We start from the raw sequence: 22,322 nt of genomic DNA on the forward strand, positions 1-22,322 counted from the left end.
CAATGCCGTTTTTTCGGCTTCGCCGTGCGTCCATTGATCTTGCGATCGAAACTCTCACCATGTGAGAGGATTTCGCGACGTGAGTTTTAACACCGCGCCGGAATAAACTATCGTGTCTGCGCGGTTTGGTTCCACGAACGGATTGAGCTGAATGGAAGACGTGCATCGACATTTGGCCGATCGCTTGGCGACCGCCTACCGGGGTAGCCCGGTGGCGCCGCTTCGTGACGGACTGGATCCTCTTGATGTTGACGGTGCCTACGCTGTTCAGGCCATCAATACCAGGCGGTGGTCCAAGGCCGGTCGGCGAATTGTTGGCCGCAAGATCGGTCTCACGTCAAAGGCGGTCCAGGCGCAGCTTGGGGTCGATCAGCCTGATTTCGGCGTGCTCTTTGATGACATGAGGGTGGCGAATGGCGGCGTGCTATCGGCCAGGAAGACCATCCAGCCGAAAGCAGAGGCGGAAGTTGCGCTCATCTTGGCTCATGAGCTGCATGACGCTAACGCGTCAGTGGAGACGGTGGCGGCTGCCGTGGGATACGTCGTGACGGCGATCGAAATCGTCGATAGCCGCATTGAGAACTGGAAGATCACCTTCGCGGACACGGTTGCCGATAACGGCTCTTCCGGATTTTTCGTTCTCGGCGCCGAGCGTAGGCCACTAACCGGGCTAGATCTCTATACTTGCGGAATGGCGCTGGAAGTGAATAGCGCCGTGGTCTCAATCGGTGCCGGCGCGGCCTGTCTCGGGCACCCCCTCAATGCTGCCGCGTGGCTGACCCGCACGCTCTCTGCTCGTGGCGAAGTTCTCCGCGCCGGCGACGTTGTGCTGACCGGTGCTCTGGGACCAATGGTCACTCTCCAGGCAGGCGACGAGGTAGTTGCTAAGGTCGGCGGCCTGGGTGAAGCCCGGTTCAGGTACGAGAAGGACGGCTAATGGCCAGGGTCAAGACGGCAATCATCGGCTCAGGCAATATTGGCACCGACCTGATGATCAAGATCATGCGTCACTCGGACAGACTGGAGATGTCGGCGCTTGTCGGGGTCGATCCCGCGTCCGATGGGCTTGCCCGGGCCAAACGCCTTGGTGTGGCGACGACCCACGAAGGCATTGAGGGCTTGCAAAGGCTCGATGTGTGGCCCGACATTGGGATCGTGTTCGACGCTACGTCTGCTGCTGCTCATCAAAGGCACAGCGCGGTCGTAACCGGCGCCGGTAAAGTTATGATCGACCTGACGCCGGCTGCAATCGGGCCCTACGTCATTCCGGTGGTCAATGGCGGAACCCATCTTGATGCGCCAAATGTGAACATGGTGACGTGCGGTGGTCAGGCGACGATTCCGATCGTGGCGGCGGTGTCCTCGGTCGCGAAGGTCCACTACGCGGAGATCGTCGCATCCATTTCCTCGAAGTCGGCTGGGCCCGGCACTCGGGCAAATATAGATGAGTTTACCGAGACTACGGCACGCGCTATCGAAATGGTTGGTGGCGCTTCCCAAGGAAAGGCCATCATCGTCCTCAATCCGGCCGAGCCGCCGCTCCTTATGCGCGACACCGTCTTTACGCTCTCGTCCGGGGCGAACGAGGCTGCCATCGCAGAGGCGATCAAGGCAATTGTAGCCAAGGTGAATGCGTATGTGCCTGGCTATCGGCTGAAGCAGCAGGTTCAGTTCGAACGTTTCGGCTCTAACAACCCTGCGCAGATTCCGGGTGTCGGTGACTTCGAAGGTATCAAAACCAGCGTCTTTCTCGAGGTGGAGGGCGCGGCGCATTACTTGCCTGCTTATGCCGGAAATCTCGACATCATGACGTCGGCCGGGCTGCAGACGGCCGAAAAGATTGCACTGCGTATTCAAGAAAGGGTGGCGGCATGAAACTGGCTCGGATTGGTCAAAAGGGGCACGAACAACCAGTCCTGATCGACGCCGAAGGCAAGGCGAGGAGCCTTGTGTCAAAGCTGTCAGATATCGATGCCAACGCGCTGAGCCCGGCCGCCTTGAAGTCTCTGGGTGCACTTGACGTGTCGGTGCTGCCGCTGGTGGAAGGGCCTTTTCGTTACGGCGTGCCCGTGGCGGGTGTGCGGAAATTCATCGCGATAGGTCTCAATTTTTCCGATCACGCTCAAGAGTCGAACCTGCCCATTCCAAGCGAGCCTATCGTCTTCATGAAGGCGATTTCATCTCTTGCTGGCCCCGATGATGACGTGCCGGTGCCGCGAGGCGCCAAGAAGGTTGATTGGGAAGTTGAACTCGGCGTCGTCATCGGAACGCGTGCCCGCTATGTTTCGCGTGGCGAGGCGATGGCGCATGTAGCCGGTTACGTTCTCGTCAATGACGTGTCGGAGCGCTCGCACCAGCTGGAACGCGGTGGCACCTGGGACAAAGGCAAGAGCCATGATGGCTTCGGGCCAGTGGGACCTTGGCTTGTCACAACGGACGAATTGGGCGAGGGGCGCGGCCTGTCGATGTTCATGAATGTCTCCGGGCAGCGCTGTCAGACCGGAAACACTGACACCATGATTTTCGATGTGCCGACCGTTGTCGCATATGTCAGCGAGTTTCTGACGCTCGAACCCGGAGACATCATCACGACGGGAACACCTCCCGGTGTCGGCATGGGTATGAAACCGCCGCGCTATTTGGCTGCCGGCGACGAAATGCATCTTGGCATCAAAGGACTTGGCGAGCAGCGTCAGCGCGTCGTCATCCATGACGACTAATGTGGAAAATCCATGAACCTCGATCCGACGCAAACGAAGCTCTACATTCAGGACGTGACTTTGCGCGACGGCATGCATGCCGTGCGTCACAGCTACGGCATCGATCAGGTCCGCGCCATTGCTAGCGCCCTCGATGTCGCCGGCGTCGATGCAATTGAGGTCGCGCATGGGGACGGTCTCAATGGTTCCTCCTTCAACTACGGCTTCGGCGCCCACACAGATTGGGAATGGATCGCGTCGGTTGCCGACGTAGTGCAAAATGCGCGGCTGACCACCCTTCTCATTCCTGGCATCGGGACCGTTCATGATCTGAAGCAAGCTCACGCCCTTGGTGTTCGTTCGGTTCGGATCGCGACCCACTGCACTGAGGCCGATGTAGCCAAGCAGCATATTGCGGCAGCACGAGACCTTGGCATGGACACGGTCGGATTCCTGATGATGAGCCACATGATCGAGCCAGAAACGTTGGCCCGGCAGGCGAAGCTCATGGAGAGTTATGGCGCGACCTGCGTCTATATCACCGACAGTGGTGGCGCGCTCGACATGGACGGATACCGCGCGCGTTGCGAAGCCTATGACCGGGTACTAAGGCCGGAGACGGAACGCGGCATCCATGCTCATCACAATCTTTCGCTTGGCGTCGCGAACTCGATTGTCGGTGTTCAGGCCGGCGCTATCCGCGTCGATGCCAGCCTTGCCGGGATGGGAGCGGGGGCGGGAAACACGCCTCTGGAGGTCTTCATCGCCGTAGCTGACCGCAAAGGCTGGAAACATGGCTGCGACCTTTTCAAGCTCATGGATGCGGCCGAAGAACTGGTTCGCCCCCTCCAGGATCGGCCCGTCCGGGTGGATCGCGAGACGCTGACGCTCGGCTATGCAGGCGTCTACTCAAGCTTCCTCCGTCACGCGGAAAAGGCCAGCACCGGATATGGCGTCGACACGCGAGCAATCCTTGCCGAAGCCGGCCGGCGCGGTATGGTCGGGGGGCAGGAGGATATGATTGTGGACATTGCCTTGGATCTTGCGCGAGCCAAGGCCTAAGCAACCGTCCGGCTCACTACTCCGGGCTAGCATCCGTCTTTACCGGGGGAAAAGAGCAACTACGATCCTTCACGGCGAAGACGGCATCTGTGCCCGTGGGAAGCCCGGCCGCCCGCCTCGCCATTTGATGCCGCCGTTATGGCAACGAGGCGTCGATATGCCCCGGACATCAACGGTGGCTCGAGCCGCAAAGCCACCTAGCCGCATCGCGGCTCTGAAATTTGCGTCTTTCCCCACGGGGAGCTATCGCTGTCCGGACTGACAGTTCCTGCCTGCGGCAAACGCGGCAACGGCTGGCGATGTCGACAAGGGGACGAACGATGCCTTCATACAGACCCGTCAACGCGGTACTTCGCGCCCTAAAAGTCTTGAACGTCGTTAACAGCCGACGCCAATCGACCGTGAGCGAAATCGCTCGCGCCTCGGGGTTGACGTCCTCCACGGCTGTGCGTTTCCTGGAAACCCTCGAGAGCGCCGGATACGTCCTCAAGGACACGAGCAACGCCGCCTATGTCGTTAGCGGCAAAGTGCTTGAGTTGAGTTCTGGCTTTGAGGCTTATCGCGAAATGGGTGTGATAGCTGGACCGTTTCTTTATGCGCTGCAACGCGAGATCTCCTGGCCATCCGACGTCGCGGTGTTCGACCGCGACGCGATGATAGTTGCCGAGACGAGCCGCTCCGAGAGCCGGCTCTTCTATCCCCGTCCGCCTGGCTTCCGTGCTCCCATAATGGGTACATCTCTTGGCCTTGCCTATCTTGCCTTTTGCACAGAAAGCGAGCTCCAAACCGCGGTTGAGGTCTCGGCGCAAGTCGCTGAACCATGGAACGACCTAGCCCGCGACCGCGGAAAGCTGCAAGGTGTGCTCGCCAGGGTGCGCGAATGTGGCTACGCAGTCATGAGCCAGGAATATTCAGCCCTCGTCTACAACCGTGCCATTTGGGCGATCGCCGTTCCCATACTCCTAGCTGGGCAGGCTATCGCGTCGATAAATGTCACGATGAACCGCGAAGTTTCGGAAAACGAGGCAACATCGAAGTACCTCGCTTCATTGCAGCGCACGGCTGCTCGGATCTCACAGGCGATCGACAAAGCTAGGCACCCAAGCGGATAGCCACTTGTACCCGCTCCCGCAGCAGCCGGGTCCGGCATGGCCGTCATCCGGTATCGACCTTCCGGCCTCAAACGGCGCGAAAGGTTGACGTCTAGCGCAGGTCCCCTTCGAAGATCAGGAGTTCGCGTTTGGATGCTTGCAGTGCATAGCGGCGAGCCTCGTCATAGGCCGGGTCGCGATAGCATGCCCTCGCCAGTTCTATCGATGGGAATTCGATGACGGTCATTCGACACGCATCCCGCTCCTCTTGAAGCACAGGCGGCTCTTTAGACGGGTTGACACGGGCTTGATACTTCTGGCCGATGGGTTTCCACAATCTGCGGTACTCGGCTTGCGCCGCCTCATCCGATATCTCGGTGCCGATTATGAGCCAATATCCCTTCATGCCAAGCCGCTCCTTGCGCTAGTCCAACACACCGGCATCATGGTCAGCCCGAAAGCCGAACACTCGTGCTCGCGCACCTGATCGCAGGCGCGGCCCCACTATCCAACCAAAGATGAAGCCTGCAGTCGAAGCCTGCATCGGCGCCGTGTCGATAGGGCAAGGACAATGCGTACTGGCGACCACGCAAGCCCGCCTGCACACTGGTGGTCGGGACAGCTCGAATCCTGCATGCCCGGCAAATGGCTTGTCGACATCCACGGGCAAAATCTTACAGCCTCAGCGCGATCTGCGACTGTTGCAAAATTCGCATATAAAGAGTATCTGGTCAATTCTCGAAGGATGGAGTTGTGGAACTCATGCGAAACGGTGGAAGAGTTTTGGCGGATCAGTTGATCCGACATGGTGCCGACACCGTGTTTTGCGTGCCGGGCGAGAGCTTCCTGGCGGCCCTGGACGCCTTCCACGATCTTGAAGACCGCGTAAGGGTCATCTCCACACGAATCGAAATTGGCGCCGGCCATATGGCCGAGGCGTATGGAAAACTCACGGGCCGCCCAGGAATATGCTTCGTCAGCAGAGGACCCGGTGCAAGTCACGCGATGGTTGCGGTTCATACCGCCTTCGAAGATTCCACGCCGATGATTCTGTTCGTGGGTCAGGTGACGCGTGAGACATCAGAGAGGGAGGCTTTCCAGGAGATCGATATCAAGGGGATGTTTGCCCATACGGCGAAATGGGTGGCCGAAATCCAGGATGCACGCAGGATCCCGGAATTTGTCAGTCGCGCCTTCCACACTGCGGTCTCTGGCAGGCCGGGTCCCGTCGTCCTGTCCCTGCCGGAGGACATGCTCCTCGACCAGGTGGAAGCCGACGACATGAAGCCTTACAGGGTTGTCTGTGCCTCGCCGAGCGAGCAAGACATTGAGGAATTCGCGCATCGCCTGAAAGGTGCCGAAAGGCCGCTCATTCTGGTCGGCGGCGGCGGCTGGAGCGATGCAGCCAAGCAGATGCTGCTGCACTTTTCCGAAAGACATTCCATCCCCGTCTGCGCTTCATTCAGGTGCCAGGATCGTTTTGACAACACGCACGGGAACTATATCGGCGATTGCAGCCTGGGCATCATGCCTGCCCTCGCCGATGCGATCCGGCGAACCGACCTGCTGATTACGATTGGCGCGCGGCTCGGCGAGTTGACGACCCAGTCCTACACGATCGTCCAGGCACCCACGCCGATCCAGCCGCTGGTGCACGTCCACCCCGACCCGAATGAATTGTGCCGGGTCTATCAGGCCGTGCTGCCCATCAATGCCGGTCCCGAACAGTTTCTCGCCGCCGTGCTGGCAGCTGTGCCGGTGGCGCTTCCGATGATGACGGCACGTAAGCGCTGGTGCGCCTCCGGCCGACACGCTTTCGAACAAAGCGCGGTCCCGGACACTACTCCGGGCGCGCTCGATATGGCTATTGTGATGAAGGCGATAGGCGACATGGTGCCCAGCGATACAATCGTGACCACCGATGCCGGAAACTTCGCCGGATGGGTCAATCGCTATCATCGTTTCCCCGGACCGGGGAGGCTGCTTGGTCCCGCCAACGGCGCGATGGGATATGGTGTTCCGGCTGCGGTCTCCGCTAAGCTCACACACCCTGAGCGCGTGGTGCTGTGCTTCGTTGGCGACGGCGGCTTCCTGATGACGGGACAGGAACTGGCCACGGCCATGCAATATGAGGCCGCTGTGATAATTCTTGTGGTCAACAACGGCCTATACGGCACAATTCGTATGTATCAAGAGCGGGAGTTTCCTGGACGTACGCCGGCGACTTTCCTGAAGAACCCTGATTTCGCGGCTTATGCGCGAAGCTTCGGGGCGTTTGCAGAGCAGGTGCGCGAAACATCCGAATTTGGGGCGGCATTTGAGCGCGCCCTGAGCGCAAAACGTCCCGCCGTTCTTGAGCTCCTGATCGATCCGGAAGCCATCACGACACGAACGACCCTGACTGGGATCAGGGAGGAAGCATTGTCGCGGCGGGCTAAACTCGCCAGGGTTTGAGGGACGGCTGTCATGCGCTCGATCGACCTGGAAAAAACAGGCGACGGCCGCAGACGCCAGAGATAGCGAAGAGAGTGGTAAATGGGCATGCTCGACGGAAAGACAGCGATTGTGACCGGTGCCGGGCGTGGCATCGGTCACGCGATCGCTACACGCTATGTCGCTGAAGGGGCGAACGTGGTCATTGCCGACGTTGACGAGGCTGCCGGCCAAGCAGTCGCCGACAAGCTCGGGAGCAATGCGCGTTTTGTGCGCACCGACGTCTCTAAAGCGGACGATGCGCGCAACGTGGTTGCTGCAGCCTGCGACTTCTGGGGCGGACTTGACATTCTCGTTAACAACGCAGGCATTTTCCATGCCGCGGACTTCCTCGAAATTGCAGAAGCCGATTTCGAACGCGTGATGCGCGTCAACGTCAACGGAACCTTTCTCGTGGGACAGGCCGCGGCAAGGCAGATGGTGGCGCAGGTGAAGGCGAGTAAGGCGCCCGGCGCAATCATCAATATGAGTTCCGTCACTGCGCGCATCGCGCTGCCGAATCACGTGCCATACTGTACGTCAAAAGGTGGGATAGAGACACTTACGAAGGTCATGGCGCTTTCCCTTGCACCTTACGGCATCCGAGCGAACGCGATCGGTCCGGGCTCGATCAGAACGGACCTGTCCATGCCCTTTGCCACAGACCCGATCATGAGGCATCGGCTGTTGTCGCGTACCCCTCTCGGGCGCATCGCCGAACCGGAGGAAATCGCCTCAATTGCAACCTTCCTCGCATCCAAGGAAGCGAGCTACATCACCGGTGAGACGATTTTTGCTGACGGCGGGCGTCTTGCGCTGAATTACACAGTACCGGTCGTGGAGTCCTGAACCAAGCCGCTCGCGGCGCCGCTGCGCGCCCAGGCGCGTGAGACGACGAGTAGCCTTTTGCCACAACAAACTGCGCCGGCTCACCGTGCCGGCAACCTGAGGGCAATTCTATCTGCACCCCGTTCGATCATCTGGCCATCCCTATGGGCACGAGCTGCGGCGCATACAGGCGACAACGAAGCAAACCCGGACGGTCCGCCCAGGACCAGACCAAGAACCAGGAGGAAAGCGTGACGAATCAAAACTACCAGACGACCAAAGTCGCCGTGATCGTGGGGGCGACGTCGAAATGGCAATCGGACGGCAGCAGAACCGTCTCTTTGGCTGGCGGCAAGATTTCCGATGCGGACGTGCCCCTCGGCATCCGCTGGGGCATCGGTGGCGCGATTGCGCAGAAGTTTGCAGCCGAGGGGTATACGGTAGCCCTTACCACCCGCCACCGGGACAATGCCGCGGCACTGGCGGCAGCAATCAGCGATCAGGGCGGCCGGGCGATTATCGCCGAGCTCGACCTCACGAGCCGCGAGTCAATCGCCGAGGCTTTCGAAATGATCCGCAAGCAGGCTGGCGAACCGGAAGTCGTCATCTATAACGCTGGCTATGCCAGCGGGCGGGAACTACCTCCCGAGAAAGAACTGATTGAGAATCTGCCCGACGAGGTGTTCGAGACGGCCATAGACATCGCTTGCAGGGGACCATACCTGGTCGCCAAGGAAATTCTTCCAGCAATGCGCAAGAGCGGAAACGGATCCTATTTCCTGACCAACAACCACAACAGCTTGCACGGAACAAAGCGGAAAACGGGGGAATCGCTCTACTACCCACGGGTCATGATGCGCACTCTGGCTCAGGTGTTGACCGAGGAATATTCGCCGTTGGGGGTCCATATCGCCAACATAGTCGTTGACGGTATGATCGACTCTCCCGGAACTCGGGCCCACGGTGAGGCCATGTATAAAGACACGGGTGAAATTATGCTGGACCCCACGCGAATTGCGGAAGCGTACTATTACTTGCACACCCAGCATCCAAGTTGCTGGACACACGAAGTTCAGCTGACTCCCTACAATCGCCCGGTCACCCGTTGACCGTCCGCCATGGCAACACGATAACGAGAGCTCAAGCGGGGCGGCCTGCGGCGAAGCCGTTGCCTTTGACGAAAACTCCAGTGTGTTTACATGCGCCAGCGGAGATCCGTCGAGAGTGGGCGGCGTTCGGCTTGATCCAAGGCACCTAGACTGGTTGTCGAAATCACTGCAATATTGCGAATTATGCGAAATTCACATCTTCGGAGATTCGAAGCTTGACTGACACGACGCATTTGAGCTCCGAAGCCGCTTCGGAGGCCTTGTCGGGCAACACGCTCGAGAAGGTCTTGGGTCTTCTCGGTCTTTTTACGCCGACACGCCCCGCCTTGACGGCTGAAAAGATGGCAGCGGTCGTTGGGTGCTCGATGGCGACGATCTACCGCTATGTGAAGGTACTGACCAACGCGGGATTGCTCGCCCCTGCTGCCGGAGGGACATATGTGCTCGGAGCGCGCATCATCGAACTCGATCGGCAGATTAGACTCGGTGATCCGTTGCTGGCCGCAAGCCGAGATCCGATGGTCGAATTGTCACGGCGCGTTGGAGAAAACCTGCTGTTGTGCAGTTTTTACGGCAACAACGTCGTGTGCATTCATGAAGAGTGGCCTGACCCTAGCTATAGGACAAGTTACGACCGCGGAAGGCCGATGCCACTTTTCCGGGGCGCAGCATCGAAAGTTATTCTTGCCAATTTGCCACCGCATAAGCTTCGCGATCTCATGCTGAAGCATGCTGAGCAAATCACATCGGCAGGGCTCGGGCCTAACTGGAACGCGTTTAAGTCCAAATTGCGCGAGTTGCGCAAGGCAGGTTATTGCACAGCAGCTGAGGAAGTCGATCCGGGGCTGGCGGCCATAGCAATCCCGTTATTTGACGGCAGCGATCAGATCTTGGGTTCTCTTTCCATTACCCAGACACTGGAGCGGTTCAAGAGTCAGCCGTTGGACAAGAAGCTCGCACTTTTGCGCGAGACAGCGGCCAAGATCACCGAGAGCCTGGAGGATCAGGCAAGCAGGTTTTCCGCCTAGTCTGCGAATACCTGATTTGTCTGCGATCACACATTGAGGGCGAAACCTGGTCCCTCTACGTCTGGGCGCCACCGGCGCCGTGTTTCCATCCGTTTTTTGCCGACGCTTTGCGGCGCGGCTCGCTCAGCTGAGACGAGTATCAAACCGGAATGACGGCAAGCGTTGATTGGCCCTCACCGTCGGCGGCACCCGAGTGCTTGCGCTTGCCGCAGGCCTTTTACAGTTCCGGCACCAGCACCAAAATATGAGAAAATACAATAAATTCTCTTATTAAGGGGATTGACATATAAATCTCATAGTGGGAATTTCGACTGAAACGCGAAGCAGGAGAATAGGGGAAGCCTAAGCGTTAGCCAATCGTGCAGGCAATCTCTGGGTCGATCAGTTCTGGGAGGAACGATGTCAGAACAAAAAGAGAAGAGCCCGAACGTCCACTGCGATATGTATGGCGGCGTATATTTCTTTGCCGAGCGCGAGCGCGATGACTTCATCCTGGCGCAGCTTGTCATTGCCGCCATATGTGTACTGGTGACGCTAGCTTACTTGTTAATACTTTAACCTAACGCATTCCGCTACCTGCTAAAGGTCGCGGCCATGAGAACAGGCGGCTGAACTTACCTTTGCCAGGCCTCGAGGTGGGGCTCACGGATCGAGAGCCGGCCGGGCGACACCGCAATAGTTCGCTTCAGCACCCACCTTGTTCCATTTGTTGAGAATTCGATCTCAAGGCTATGCGCGAGGGAGAAATGGCTTCGCCTGTTTATGACTGTGTTCCCTTTTCCTGCCTGGAATGGGTTCACTACGATCTGCGGCAGAATGAACGTGGAGGACCGCCACATGGGCGTCATCGTTGGCAGTGGCGATTATACATATCGGGTCGTGGAGGGGTGGGAGAAACTGCCGCCGGGATGGGAATTGGGCGACGTGGCGGCTGTCGGAGTGGACCAACGCGATCGCGTGTATGTATTCAATCGAGGCGAACATCCGATGTGCGTGTTCGACCGCAACGGCGAATTCATCACTTCCTGGGGTGAGGACATCTTCCGGCGTGCACATGGCATACATATGGGCCCGGACGACACCATCTATTGCACTGATGACGGGGATCACACCGTTCGCAAGTGCACGCTCGACGGCAAGGTTCTGCTGGAAATCGGTATTCCAGGGCGTCCATCGGCCTTCATGAGCGGGCTTCCGTTCAGCCGTTGCACTCATACAGCCCTCTCGCCCGACAACGACATTTATGTCTCCGACGGCTACTCCAATGCGCGCGTGCACAAATACTCTCCAGACGGCAAGCTTATGCGGTCCTGGGGCGAACCCGGCTGCATGCCGGGACAATTCAACTTGCCGCACAATATCTGTTGCGACGCAGACGGCTGGGTCTATGTAGCGGATCGGGAAAATCATCGGGTGCAAGTATTCGATGGCAACGGCAAGTTCGAAACGCAGTGGCACAACTTGCATCGGCCGAGCGGCCTCTTTATGCCGGCCGGCAAATGCCCGATCTGCTATATCGGTGAGATTGGTCCGCAACTCGCCTTTAATCGAGGCGCTCCCAATCTTGGTCCCCGCATCACCATCGTTGATAACAGCGGCAAGCTTCTGGCGCGGCTTGGCAATGAACCGACCACAGGGCTGAAGCCTGGTCAGTTTATCGCTCCGCATGGCCTAACGGTGGACTCAATTGGTGACATCTATGTCGCCGAGGTTTCGGTGACCGCTTGGCCGTTGCTTTTCCCAGGGGAGCCGGTCCCTAAACCGCTGCGCACGCTACAGAAATTCGTGAAAGTTTCTCCGGGAACGACCTCATAAACCATCTAGCGCCAGCAAAGCCCGCGCACATCGATGCGTGACCAACACTTCTTCCATTGGCCAACTCTCCGCGTCCTTGCGTTATTTGGGTCTAGCGCGCTTCGGTATGCGATAGCCTGGTATTTCGCCTTGGCTCGCCATCCCGCGCAACCACGTCGCTGATGTGATCTATTGCTAGAGGAGAGGCTCTGCTCCGAGGCCAAGTAAAAAAGAAACCGGCAAATCCGGCCATCAAATCTCATTGCTAACGTTTGGGGGACCCATGAACTTTGCACGTGTCGCGGCGGATCTATATGGCGCCGCAATGGTCAGCGCTGCCTTTGCGGTGTTACCCTTCAAAGATGAAGAAGGGAAAGCCGTTTGACCATTATTTTCCCGCTCAATCCCGTTCCGGCTTGGGGTACTATAAACAGTATAGTCCGCCTGCAAGCTCCGGTAGCTTGCCCTGGCATTGGATCGCTCTCTGATCGTCACTTCATCCTAGAGACGATACATCGCTACTGCTGGGGTTACGATGAACGCCGTGAGGATGTGATCGCCGCGTGCCTTACAGCCACTGCGGTCTTTAGTGGGTCGGTCGCCGGCAATTTCGTCGTGGGCCCTTATGAAGGTCGCACGCGCATCTTGCAATGGCTCAAAACCCTTTGGGAGACTCAGGCCGACCAGCGTCGCCACTGCATGATGAACATTTTGGTCGACGATCTCAGCGGATTGAGTGCTGTCGTCCTCGCCTCGCTATTTCTCACTGGCGCCGAAAATGGCCTTGCCCGAGTGATAGCAACTGGCTTCTACCGCTTCCAGATGGCTAACGAAGAAGGGGTCTGGCGGATCGCCGATATCTACGCGGGACTCGATACGGGAATCTGAACGTCGCGGTCCGCGTCGCGTGTGCCGATGCTGGGCGCCGCAAGCCTGCCAGGCATAGGTCAGGCCGTCCTCGATGCTGCCGGCGACGTACTTACCGCCTCGGTTTCTAGGTCAAACGCGGATCATCTTACGGGCAAATTTATCTGATAACAAGAATTGACTGAATAATCAGATAGTGCGAATTTGTGGAATGCGCAAAGTTCACGAACTGGCGCCGCTGCCACTACGAGTTTCAGGCCGCCTCTTGGCGCGCCGCACGGAGGTTGAATCATGCTGCAGAAAACCAGCCACTACATGCGCCAGGCTAACCTGATTGGAGGAGAGTGGGTGCAAGCCGATTCCGGCGCGACCATCAACGTGACCAATCCGGCCACCACGCTGTTGATCGGCACAGTGCCGAAGTCTGGCCAGTCAGAAACCAGACGCGCCATCGAGGCCGCCGAGGCTGCATTCCATGGCTGGAAGAAGACTTCGGCATTTGAGCGCTCCAAGCTCCTGCGCAAGCTGCATGATTCCATCATGGATAATCAGGACGCGCTTGCCGAACTGCTGACGATGGAGCAGGGCAAGTCGCTGGCCGAGGCCAAGGGCGAGGTCGGCCTTTCGGCTGCGTACGTGCTATGGTTCGCCGAAGAGGCGCGCCGCACTTACGGCGATGTCGTACCGTCGCCATGGGTCGACCGCCGCATACTGGTGACCAAGGAGCCGGTCGGCGTTGTCGCGGCCGTTACGCCGTGGAATTTCCCGTCGGCAATGCTTTCGCGCAAAATTGCGCCAGCGCTGGCTGCTGGCTGTACTGCAGTGATCAAGCCGGCTTCGCAAACGCCTTATTCGGGCCTCGCTTGGGGCGCGCTCTGCGAGGAAGCTGGTTTTCCGAAAGGGGTCGTCAACATCGTTACCGGTTCGGCCGCCGAGATCGGCGACGAACTCTGCTCCAATCCGCTTGTCAGGAAGCTCACATTCACCGGATCAACCGAAGTCGGAAAGATCCTGATGGCGAAGTGTGCCGGGACGGTTAAGAAGGTGTCGATGGAACTTGGCGGCAATGCTCCCTTCATCGTCTTTGACGATGCCGATCTCGACCGGGCGGTCGAAGGAGCCATGATTGCCAAGTATCGCAACTCCGGCCAGACCTGTGTGTGTGCAAACCGGTTCTTCGTGCAGGCCGGCATCTACGCCGCGTTCGTCGAAAAGCTGGCGGTGGCAAGTGAGAAGTTGAAGGTCGGGCCGGGACTGGAAGCGGGCACGCAGCAAGGCCCCCTCATTGACGAAAATGCGGTCAAGAAGGTCGAGCAGTTCGTTAGGGACGCCACGTCGAAAGGCGCAAAGGTGGTGTCTGGCGGCAAGCGGCATCCGTTGGGCGGCACCTTCTTTCAGCCGACCGTGATAGCGGCCGCCACCCCCGACATGATGTTCATGAAGGAGGAGATTTTTGGCCCTGTCGCTCCAGTTTTCAAATTTGACACCGAGGAAGAGGCGGTCCGTCTCGCGAATGAAACCGAGTTCGGCTTGGCAGCTTACTTCTACAGCAGCAATCTTGGCCGCGCCGTTCGCGTCATGGAGGGGCTCAAATACGGGATGGTCGCCGTCAATGAAGGGTTGATGACCACCGTCGAGGCTCCATTCGGCGGCGTCAAGGAATCCGGTCTCGGCCGCGAGGGGGGCCACCAAGGCATTGAGGACTATCTCGACACCAAATACGTCTGTCTTGGTGGCTTAGGCATCTGAGCCGGCCTCAACCTTTCGGCGGCAGCCGGTTTTCTCAGCGGTGAGGCTTCGGCGCTGGCTGCCCGGTGCTGCGAGCGTATTGGCGAAAGCAAGAAAAGAGCCGGCGGATCTGTCTATCTGTCTAAACTAGGCTCGGCTCGGCGGGGTTTCGCGTCGGCCGAGCTGCCCTGGTCTGGCCGAGGTCGTTGGCGACAGGAAGGTGTACAGATGGGCGGCGGGGTCTTCTTTCTTTCGGGCGTGCGTACCGCGATAGGCGCATTTGGTGGCAGCCTGAAAGACATGTCGCCCACTCGACTGGGCGCCGCGGTGGGGGCCGCAGCAGTTGCACGTGCTGGGCTCGAGCCCGGTGGGCTCGACCACTCGGTATTCGGCACTGTAATACCGACCGAGGCAGCCGACCTTTTCCTCGGTCGGACGATCGCTCTCGAATCCGGCTTGCCGAACGGCTCGGGCGGTCTGACGCTGAACAGGCTCTGTGGTTCGGGTGCGCAGGCAATTATCACCGCGGCTCAGATGATCCGTAGCGGGGACTCTCGCATTGTGTTGGCGGGCGGCGTAGAGGTAATGAGTCGTGCGCCATTTTCAGTCGAGGGCATGCGCTACGGCCGGAAAATCGGCAACGGTGTCGTCTACGACTGGCTGAGCAATACACTTGCCGACCCCTTCGGGCATGGCGGTATGGGCGACACGGCGGAGAACGTCGCCGAGAAATACCAGATTTCCCGGGAGAGGCAGGACCATTTCGCGCTGGAGAGCCAGGAAAAGGCCGCCCGGGCAATCGCACAAGGGTATTTTAGGGGTCAGACGGTTCCGATCGAGATCAAGACCCGCAAAGGGATGGTCGTGTTTGACACTGACGAGCATCCGCGTCCCGACTCGTCGCTGGAGATGCTTGCAGGGCTCCAGCCCGCGTTTCGCAAGGACGGCACCGTTACCGCCGGAAATGCTTCCGGCATGAATGATGGGGCGGCAGCTGTCGTCCTCGCGCATGAGAACGAGGTTGCCACCCGTAACCTCAAGCCGATTGGCCGCCTGGTGTCTTGGAGCGTTGCGGGCGTTCCGCCTGAAATCATGGGCATCGGGCCGGTAAAAGCGGTGCCTGTGGCTCTCGATCTCGCCGGCCTGACAATTTCCGACTTGGATGTGATTGAATCCAACGAAGCGTTTGCGGCACAGGCGCTGGCGGTCATGGATGCGCTCTCGCTCCCAGCCGACAAGGTCAACCCCAATGGCGGCGCGATCGCTCTCGGACACCCGTTGGGAGCGACAGGCACGATATTGACTGTTAAGGCGCTCAACGAGTTGAAACGGATCAACGGCCGCTTCGGCCTGGTGACCATGTGCATTGGCGGAGGTCAAGGGATCGCGCTTATCGTCGAGAACCTCTGGTGATCGATTCCCTCGGCGATTCAAAGGGCAATCAACGACGATGGATGAAGCAGTTTCTCACGCCTCCGGCAGGGTCATGGTCCCTTTGAGGGCCGATGTCGGCTGATCCGAGCAGTCGTCATCGGCGCCGGGGCCCATGGGATCAGGTATATAGCTGCCCAACTTGCCAATGCGTCACCGGCTTACAGCGCGTGTCCAGCGAACAAGTTTTGACGGACAGTTTCAAGATGTCCGCGCATAGCCGTGGCCGCCGCTTCACCGTCCCGGCGCATGAGAGCTTCGACGATCTCGCCATGCTGGCGGCAGTAGATGTGACGCCGCTCCATGCTGAAAGTGCGCTGCTTGATTTTGCGCCATTGCTCTTGGGTTCTGGCCACCACACACAGAACCTCGTGAAGATGGGTGAGCAGTTCGTTGCGCGTGCCCCTGACTATCTTCAGATGTAACTCGGCGTCCCAGCGCTCGAAATCCTCCATTTCAAGTGCGGCGACGGAAGAGCCATAGGCAGCGGCTATTGCGCGCAATTCGTTGGCGTTTGCGTTGATCGCCGCAAGCGCCGTTGCGCGCGGCTCCAAGATCAGGCGGACCGCCATCACGTCGATGGGACTGGCACCCGACAATCTGTGCAACATTTTGAGGATACTGCCGCGATTGTCCTGACGTAGAAACGTTCCGCGCCCAACATGGCGCACCAGGGTGCCGTCACCGGCAAGTCTGTCGATCGCGCTGCGCATTGTGTTGCGCGCGACGCGATATTGCGTCGCAAGCTCCCTTTCGTTGGGGAGCCGTCCCGATTCGCTCCACTCCCCAGCGTCAATTCGGTTGCGCAGCGATCGCGCGATCTCTCTCGCGATGTATTTAGGCATCGTGTCGAACCAATGTGTCCGCTACTGAACCAACCGCGCCTTCATTTCGCCGCCGACGAACTTGCCAATGGGCGGCCCAGAGGGGCGAAAGCGCCTTCGTTCAGCGGGCCCGAATATGAAAATTCAACAATTCCCCATGAATTGACAATAGAAAAAATTCTTAGAATATGCAAATTATGCTTGATTTTTGAACTCCAATGACGTCTGATGGTTCAAGTTGGCGACTGGGAGGAAGCCAGTGAAAGTTGCAACTTATCGCGTCGGCGACGAGCGCTGCGTCGCTGTGGTTGATGAAGCCACGCGCACAATCTCGCCTTTCGATCTCCCGCTGGTGGAGGCCGCCAACGGCTTGCTGGCCGTCATTGATCGCCCAGTAATGCCGCGCGTCCTCTCACCGGTGCCGTTCAGTGAAGTTTTAATCGAAGCGCCGATCATGCGCCCACGGCGCAACATCTTTTGTGTCGGCAAGAATTACCGGGAGCACGCTGCGGAGTTCGCATCCAGCGGGTTCGATTCCGGTGTCGCCAGCGGTATCGTCCCCAGGCATCCGATCATCTTTTCGAAGGTTCCGGAATGCGTGGTCGCCCACGATGACCTCGTGTGTATCAACCGCGAAGTGTCAGAATCGATCGCCTATGAGGCGGAACTAGCGATCATCATCGGCAAGGGTGGCCGGAGAATCAAGCCGGAGAATGCGCTGGAGCACGTATGGGGTTACACGATCGTCAATGATGTGACGGCTCGGGACCTACAGGGGCGTCATAGCCAATGGCTCATCGGCAAATCGCAAGACACGTTCTGTCCAATGGGGCCTTGGGCGGTGACGCGCGACGAAATCGATCTTTCTGACACCAAAATCAAATGTTGGGTCAGTGAAGAGTTGCGGCAGGATGCCAACACGCGTGATCTGATTTTTGATGTCCCCTCCATCATCGCCACCATTTCTGCCGGCATTACATTGGTGCCAGGAGACATCATCGCCAGGGGTACACCTGTGGGAGTAGGCATCGGCTTCAATCCCCCGAAATATTTGGCGCACGGAGACATTGTGCGCATCGAAATTGCCGGCATCGACGAGTTGCAAAACGAGTTTCGCGAGTTGCTCCAATAATTGTGAATCCAAATTCGCTAAGTGAAGTGTAATGAATTCAAAGATGTTCTGATAGGAGTAGGCCATTCTGATCTTTTAAGCGCAAGCGGGTCTTAAGGGAGGTTACACGAATGTCACGTATCAAATCTAATGTACAGGGAGGACTAAAAACGATGTCATATGCGAAGCGGTTGCAGGTGTTCATGTTTGGCGCTGCAATAATGGCCGCGGCAAGTCATGGCGCATTGGCTGGGGGTAATGGGAAGGTTGCTTTCCTTAGCGCCGGGCAAGGCTTCACCTTTCCTCCGGCCGTTGGTCGCGGTGCTGTCGAGGAGGGCAAGAGCGCGGGCGTACAAGTCGATATTTTCGACGCCAACAACTCTGTCGACAAGCAAGCCAACCAGGTGGATGACATCATTACCCAAGGATACTCGGGCGTTCTGTTTTTCCCGGTTGACGGTCGGGTAAGTGTGCCACTGGTGGCAAAGCTTGCCGCAGCCGGCATTCCGGTCATCGCCACCAGCAGCCAGATCGGGGATGCGTCCAAGGAGCCGATGGATGCGGTTCCGACCTCCCTCGTCGCCTATGTAGCCCATGACAACGTGAATTCGGGAAGGACCATCGGCACTTTTGCTACCACGCTTTTGCCGAAGGGCCGTAAGGCCAAGATTGCGATCGTCGAAGGCGCTGCCGGCTATTCCGATGTGGTCACGCGAAACAATGGCTTCAAAGAAGCACTTGATGCCGCCCATGCAAGCTACGAGATCGTAGCGTCTCAGCCGGCTGACTGGATGGCGGACAAGGCCGAGACCGTATGTGCGAACATGCTGACCTCGAAACCGGATATCGACCTGATTTTCGCGGATGCCGACAGCATGGGCGCAGGTTGCGCGCGCGCAGTGAAGGCGGCCGGCTCGAATATACCTATCGTTAGCATCGACGGCAACACCGACGGAATAACCGCGCTTAAGGCCGGAGGCATTGCAGCGACGGTCTGCAACCGGCCGGAGAGCATCGGTCACAAGTCGTTTCAGGTTCTCTACCAGCAAATATCGGGCAAGTTTGACCGAAAGGGAGCCCTCTTCGTCGTTCCGAACTTCCTTGTGACGAAAGACAATGTTGATGATTGTAAGCCGCAATTCTGATGGGACGTGACGGAACGCTGACCTTTCATTCATGTGCCGCCAGCATCCGCAGGCGGCACATGTCGCGCCGTTGCGGTTGGCAAAATGGGAGGCAACCCCAATTCCATTGAGGACTTATTCGTGTACGCGACAAATATTTGGCGTCCTTCTGTCTTAGCTGCGTCGCTCGGAGGATGTCCATGGATACGTTGAGCCTGGAGGGTATCCGCAAGATCTATCCGAACGGGACAGTAGCCCTCAAGGGTGTTGATCTGGTTGTTCGACCAGGTACCGTGCATGGACTGCTTGGCGCAAACGGGGCGGGCAAGTCGACGCTAATCAAGATATTGTCCGGCGCCATAACGGCATCCGGCGGTACAATGCGACTTGGCGAACGACAGCTGGCATGGAAGAGGCCTGCCGATGCAATGAAAGCCGGCGTCGCCACGATCTACCAACACATACCGGTGGTCTCGACGCTCTCCGTCATTGACAACGTCTTTCTTAGCAAAACTGCCGGTTGGCGCCGGAGCGACGAGGACGCGGCAAAACTTCGGCGAGTGATGGAAAAAATCGGCTACTATCTGGATCCCGACGCGACGGTCGGCGATCTGAGCATCGGACAGCGTCAGATGGTGTCGATCATCACCGCGCTTATCGAGGGTGCTCAGATCATGGTCATGGATGAACCTACCGCGTCACTCGGGGTGGAAGAGCGGGACGTAGTCTATAAGGTCGTGAGGCAACTGACGTCGATTGAGGGCAAGGCTGTCATCTTTGTCTCGCATTTCCTCGATGAGATTCTCGCATTGACGGACGACGTCACGGTAATTCGCGACGGCGTTGTCGTCCTGACTGCACGCACCAGCGAAGTCGACTCTGATGCCATCGCGAACGCAATCGTTGGCAGAGCTATCGAAGCTATTGCTCGCCAACATGCTGAAAAGAGCGCGGACACGGGCGGGATTGCCCTGTCGGTAAAGGATTTGGCCTCAGGTTCGCGTCTCGCGCCTGCGAACTTCAATGTCGCAACCGGCGAAGTCCTTGGGCTTGCAGGTTTCTTGGGCTCGGGCCGCAGTGAAATACTGCACGCTGTTTTTGGGGCCGATCCCAAGGCGGTCGGTGCCGTCACGCTCAATGATAAGCGCGGTTGGCCGCTCGCCGCGCGCGGCAATGCGCGCAGGTATGGCGCTTGTTCCGGAAGATCGTTCCAGCCAGGGACTGTTCATGCAATCTAGCGTTTGCATGAATATCTCGTTCCCGTATCTTTCCAGTCTATCGAAGTGGACGGTGTTGCCCGAGGTGGCACGCGAACGGAACGTCGCGGAAGAAATGATCCGCCGATTGAAGATCAAGACGTCCTCGAGCGAAAGCTTGGTATCGGAACTGTCCGGCGGCAATGCCCAGAAGGTCGCCATCGCGAAATGGCTGGCGTCCCGCCCTGCCATGTTGCTGTTGGACGAGCCGACGGCGGGCATAGACATAGGTGCCAAGGCCGACATTCTCGCGCTCATCCGCGAATTTGCGGCGAACGGAGGCAGCGTGCTTCTTGTTTCATCGGAATTCGAAGAACTGCTTGCGGTCTGTGATCGCATACTGGTGCTTCGAAAGGGCCACATTGTCGCTGAGCGAATTGCGTCGCAAACCTCCGAGCACGAGCTGGTGCTGCTGGCTTCTGGCGCCTGAGGTCTGCCCCGTTCTCTGGAGTGGAATCATGCATATGACGAGATTGAAAGAAGAGATCGGGCTTATCGCCCCAAGTACTACGGTTGGGAGCGGGGTGTTGATCGACGAAAAAAAGGAAAATTTGGCTGTATCCAAATCAAGAGATCCATACGTCCTAGGAATACTGCGTGAATTCGGCGTCTATGTCGCCCTGGCGCTGGTGTTATTCATCGTGACGGCGATTGCCATGTACCTGGGCAAGTCGCAACCGCTGACGGCGGCAAACCTTTCGAACATTGTCTATCAGGCTTCACTGACAGGAATAATGGCAATTGCGATGACGGTGGTGCTGATCACGGGCAATTTCGACCTGTCGGTGGGCTCGGTGGCCGCACTTGTGGGGGTTGTCTTCCTTATGACCGTCGGAACGTTGGGCTTTGGAATCGCCGCAATACTGGCACTCTCGGTGGCAGCTTTTGTCGGGCTGGTCAACGGAGCGATCAATCAGTTCCTAGGCATCAATGCGTTCATCGTGACGCTCGGCATGTTGACTGGAGCGCGCGGTATAATTCTTGTGTTGACGGATGGCCGTTCACTGAACTCGACCGATGAATCGGCGGTTGCGGCGATGCAGTTATTTGAGACAACACGACAGCCGATGAACGTCGTGCTCTATTGTGTGGGGGGGCTTTTCGCCATTTGTGGTCTGGTCGGGCTCTATCGGGGGAGCACCAGTCGCGTTCGCGGCGTATTTGCCCTGATTGGCGCTACGATCGTTGGCGGGATGGGAATCCTCAGCGGTCCTCGCGACACTGTCGCGAATCCGGCAATCTATTTTCTTGTCTTCACCGTAGTGATTTGGCTGCTGCTCACATTCACCACCTTCGGTCGACGCCTCTATGCGGTGGGCGGTAATGCCGAGGCGGCCCGCCTGGCTGGCGTCAACGTTGTCGGTTACAAAATCTTCGGCTTCCTGCTTTCGAGCCTTGCAGCGGGTTTTGCCGGCCTGCTCTATGTTTCACGTCTTGGATCGACATATCCAGGTGCCATGCAGGGGGCGGAACTTGCGGTCATTGCATCGGCTATCCTTGGCGGCACCTCGCTGTTTGGAGGCAGTGGCTCGGTGCTCAAGTCTGCGGCAGGCGCACTGCTTCTGGTAACGCTGACGAATGGTTTCAATTTACTCAACCTCGGGGCCAACTATCAGGGGATTATCGAAGGCGTCGTAATCATAGTGGCCGCTGCAATCTATACAGTCGGTGCCGGGCGCAGACGGTGAGTAGATGAAGCTGACCTCCATTGCTAACCTGGCGCTGACTAACGCTTCTTGATCTCTGCTATTTACCGCCGGCTTCGACGCTAGTTCGGCCGCGATCGGTATCAGGTCTTCGGGGGATCGCAGGGCGCGCAGACGGAGAAGTGGATCGCTCAGCGCGCGCAGTCTTTTAGCGCCCCTGTGGTCGACATGGCAAATTATGATGGGCACTGG

Annotated in this window: 21 protein-coding genes; 19 read left to right on the forward strand and 2 right to left on the reverse strand. The window is 58.2% G+C overall.

The window, feature by feature from the left end; translation table 11 throughout:
* Positions 1-151 precede the first annotated feature (151 nt).
* From ACVMIM_RS10640 to ACVMIM_RS10660, 5 genes are all read left to right on the forward strand, one after another.
* Complete coding sequence (locus ACVMIM_RS10640) at positions 152-937, forward strand: 2-keto-4-pentenoate hydratase (protein WP_040985524.1); 786 nt, start codon at positions 152-154, stop codon at positions 935-937.
* Entirely contained in the window at positions 937-1,875 is a 939-nt protein-coding gene (locus ACVMIM_RS10645) for an acetaldehyde dehydrogenase (acetylating) (RefSeq protein WP_040985522.1), read from the forward strand. Before ACVMIM_RS10640 ends, ACVMIM_RS10645 begins: the two co-directional genes overlap by 1 nt.
* Positions 1,872-2,720, forward strand: a complete 849-nt coding sequence (locus tag ACVMIM_RS10650; RefSeq protein WP_040985520.1) for a fumarylacetoacetate hydrolase family protein — start codon at positions 1,872-1,874, stop codon at positions 2,718-2,720. The genes ACVMIM_RS10645 and ACVMIM_RS10650 overlap by 4 nt, the downstream gene beginning before the upstream one ends.
* A gap of 12 nt (positions 2,721-2,732) precedes the next feature.
* Positions 2,733-3,761, forward strand: coding sequence for a 4-hydroxy-2-oxovalerate aldolase (dmpG, locus tag ACVMIM_RS10655; protein WP_040985518.1), 1,029 nt, complete (start codon positions 2,733-2,735; stop codon positions 3,759-3,761).
* 320 nt (positions 3,762-4,081) lie between these two features.
* Positions 4,082-4,873, forward strand: coding sequence for an IclR family transcriptional regulator domain-containing protein (locus ACVMIM_RS10660; RefSeq protein WP_040985515.1), 792 nt, complete (start codon positions 4,082-4,084; stop codon positions 4,871-4,873).
* Positions 4,874-4,964: 91 nt separating this feature from the next.
* Here ACVMIM_RS10660 and ACVMIM_RS10665 read toward each other — a convergent pair whose 3' ends face one another.
* Positions 4,965-5,258, reverse strand: a complete 294-nt coding sequence (locus ACVMIM_RS10665; RefSeq protein ID WP_040985513.1) for a DUF1330 domain-containing protein — start codon at positions 5,256-5,258, stop codon at positions 4,965-4,967.
* A 356-nt stretch (positions 5,259-5,614) separates the two neighbouring features.
* Here ACVMIM_RS10665 and ACVMIM_RS10670 point away from each other — a divergent pair, with 356 nt between their 5' ends.
* The 9 genes from ACVMIM_RS10670 (at position 5,615) to bktB (ending at position 16,091) form a co-directional block, all read left to right on the forward strand.
* Complete coding sequence (locus tag ACVMIM_RS10670; RefSeq protein ID WP_040985511.1) at positions 5,615-7,306, forward strand: thiamine pyrophosphate-binding protein; 1,692 nt, start codon at positions 5,615-5,617, stop codon at positions 7,304-7,306.
* Positions 7,307-7,387: 81 nt separating this feature from the next.
* On the forward strand, positions 7,388-8,173 hold the full coding sequence (locus tag ACVMIM_RS10675; protein WP_040985509.1) for an SDR family NAD(P)-dependent oxidoreductase: 786 nt from the start codon (positions 7,388-7,390) through the stop codon (positions 8,171-8,173).
* A 230-nt stretch (positions 8,174-8,403) separates the two neighbouring features.
* The gene (locus ACVMIM_RS10680) at positions 8,404-9,261 is read left to right on the forward strand and encodes an SDR family oxidoreductase (RefSeq protein ID WP_040986139.1); all 858 of its coding nucleotides are present in this window, start codon (positions 8,404-8,406) and stop codon (positions 9,259-9,261) included.
* Between the two features lie 215 nt (positions 9,262-9,476).
* Entirely contained in the window at positions 9,477-10,289 is an 813-nt protein-coding gene (locus ACVMIM_RS10685) for an IclR family transcriptional regulator (RefSeq protein ID WP_052457899.1), read from the forward strand.
* 399 nt (positions 10,290-10,688) lie between these two features.
* Entirely contained in the window at positions 10,689-10,847 is a 159-nt protein-coding gene (locus ACVMIM_RS10690; RefSeq protein WP_157895925.1) for a hypothetical protein, read from the forward strand.
* Positions 10,848-11,126: 279 nt separating this feature from the next.
* On the forward strand, positions 11,127-12,104 hold the full coding sequence (locus ACVMIM_RS10695; protein ID WP_040986137.1) for a peptidyl-alpha-hydroxyglycine alpha-amidating lyase family protein: 978 nt from the start codon (positions 11,127-11,129) through the stop codon (positions 12,102-12,104).
* A 360-nt stretch (positions 12,105-12,464) separates the two neighbouring features.
* Complete coding sequence (locus ACVMIM_RS10700; RefSeq protein WP_082037192.1) at positions 12,465-12,971, forward strand: nuclear transport factor 2 family protein; 507 nt, start codon at positions 12,465-12,467, stop codon at positions 12,969-12,971.
* Positions 12,972-13,241: 270 nt separating this feature from the next.
* Positions 13,242-14,699 (forward strand): NAD-dependent succinate-semialdehyde dehydrogenase, encoded by a 1,458-nt coding sequence (locus ACVMIM_RS10705; RefSeq protein WP_040985507.1) that lies wholly within the window; start codon positions 13,242-13,244, stop codon positions 14,697-14,699.
* 207 nt (positions 14,700-14,906) lie between these two features.
* Complete coding sequence (gene bktB / locus ACVMIM_RS10710) at positions 14,907-16,091, forward strand: beta-ketothiolase BktB (protein WP_040985505.1); 1,185 nt, start codon at positions 14,907-14,909, stop codon at positions 16,089-16,091.
* A gap of 179 nt (positions 16,092-16,270) precedes the next feature.
* On the opposite strand, the gene ACVMIM_RS10715 is transcribed toward bktB, so the two are convergent.
* Positions 16,271-16,954 (reverse strand): FadR/GntR family transcriptional regulator, encoded by a 684-nt coding sequence (locus ACVMIM_RS10715; RefSeq protein ID WP_040985502.1) that lies wholly within the window; start codon positions 16,952-16,954, stop codon positions 16,271-16,273.
* 238 nt (positions 16,955-17,192) lie between these two features.
* On the opposite strand from ACVMIM_RS10715, the gene ACVMIM_RS10720 reads away from it, so the two are divergent.
* From ACVMIM_RS10720 to ACVMIM_RS10740, 5 genes are all read left to right on the forward strand, one after another.
* Positions 17,193-18,065, forward strand: coding sequence for a fumarylacetoacetate hydrolase family protein (locus ACVMIM_RS10720; RefSeq protein ID WP_476111900.1), 873 nt, complete (start codon positions 17,193-17,195; stop codon positions 18,063-18,065).
* Between the two features lie 110 nt (positions 18,066-18,175).
* The gene (locus tag ACVMIM_RS10725; RefSeq protein ID WP_082037191.1) at positions 18,176-19,189 is read left to right on the forward strand and encodes a sugar ABC transporter substrate-binding protein; all 1,014 of its coding nucleotides are present in this window, start codon (positions 18,176-18,178) and stop codon (positions 19,187-19,189) included.
* A gap of 179 nt (positions 19,190-19,368) precedes the next feature.
* Entirely contained in the window at positions 19,369-20,406 is a 1,038-nt protein-coding gene (locus tag ACVMIM_RS10730) for an ATP-binding cassette domain-containing protein (RefSeq protein WP_476111902.1), read from the forward strand.
* Positions 20,354-20,854: an ATP-binding cassette domain-containing protein gene (locus ACVMIM_RS10735; RefSeq protein ID WP_476111904.1), complete on the forward strand. Its 501-nt coding sequence runs from the start codon at positions 20,354-20,356 to the stop codon at positions 20,852-20,854. The genes ACVMIM_RS10730 and ACVMIM_RS10735 overlap by 53 nt, the downstream gene beginning before the upstream one ends.
* Positions 20,855-20,882: 28 nt before the next feature.
* Complete coding sequence (locus tag ACVMIM_RS10740; protein WP_476111906.1) at positions 20,883-22,112, forward strand: ABC transporter permease; 1,230 nt, start codon at positions 20,883-20,885, stop codon at positions 22,110-22,112.
* Positions 22,113-22,322 lie beyond the last annotated feature (210 nt).

This window comes from Mesorhizobium sp. USDA 4413 (assembly GCF_056280365.1).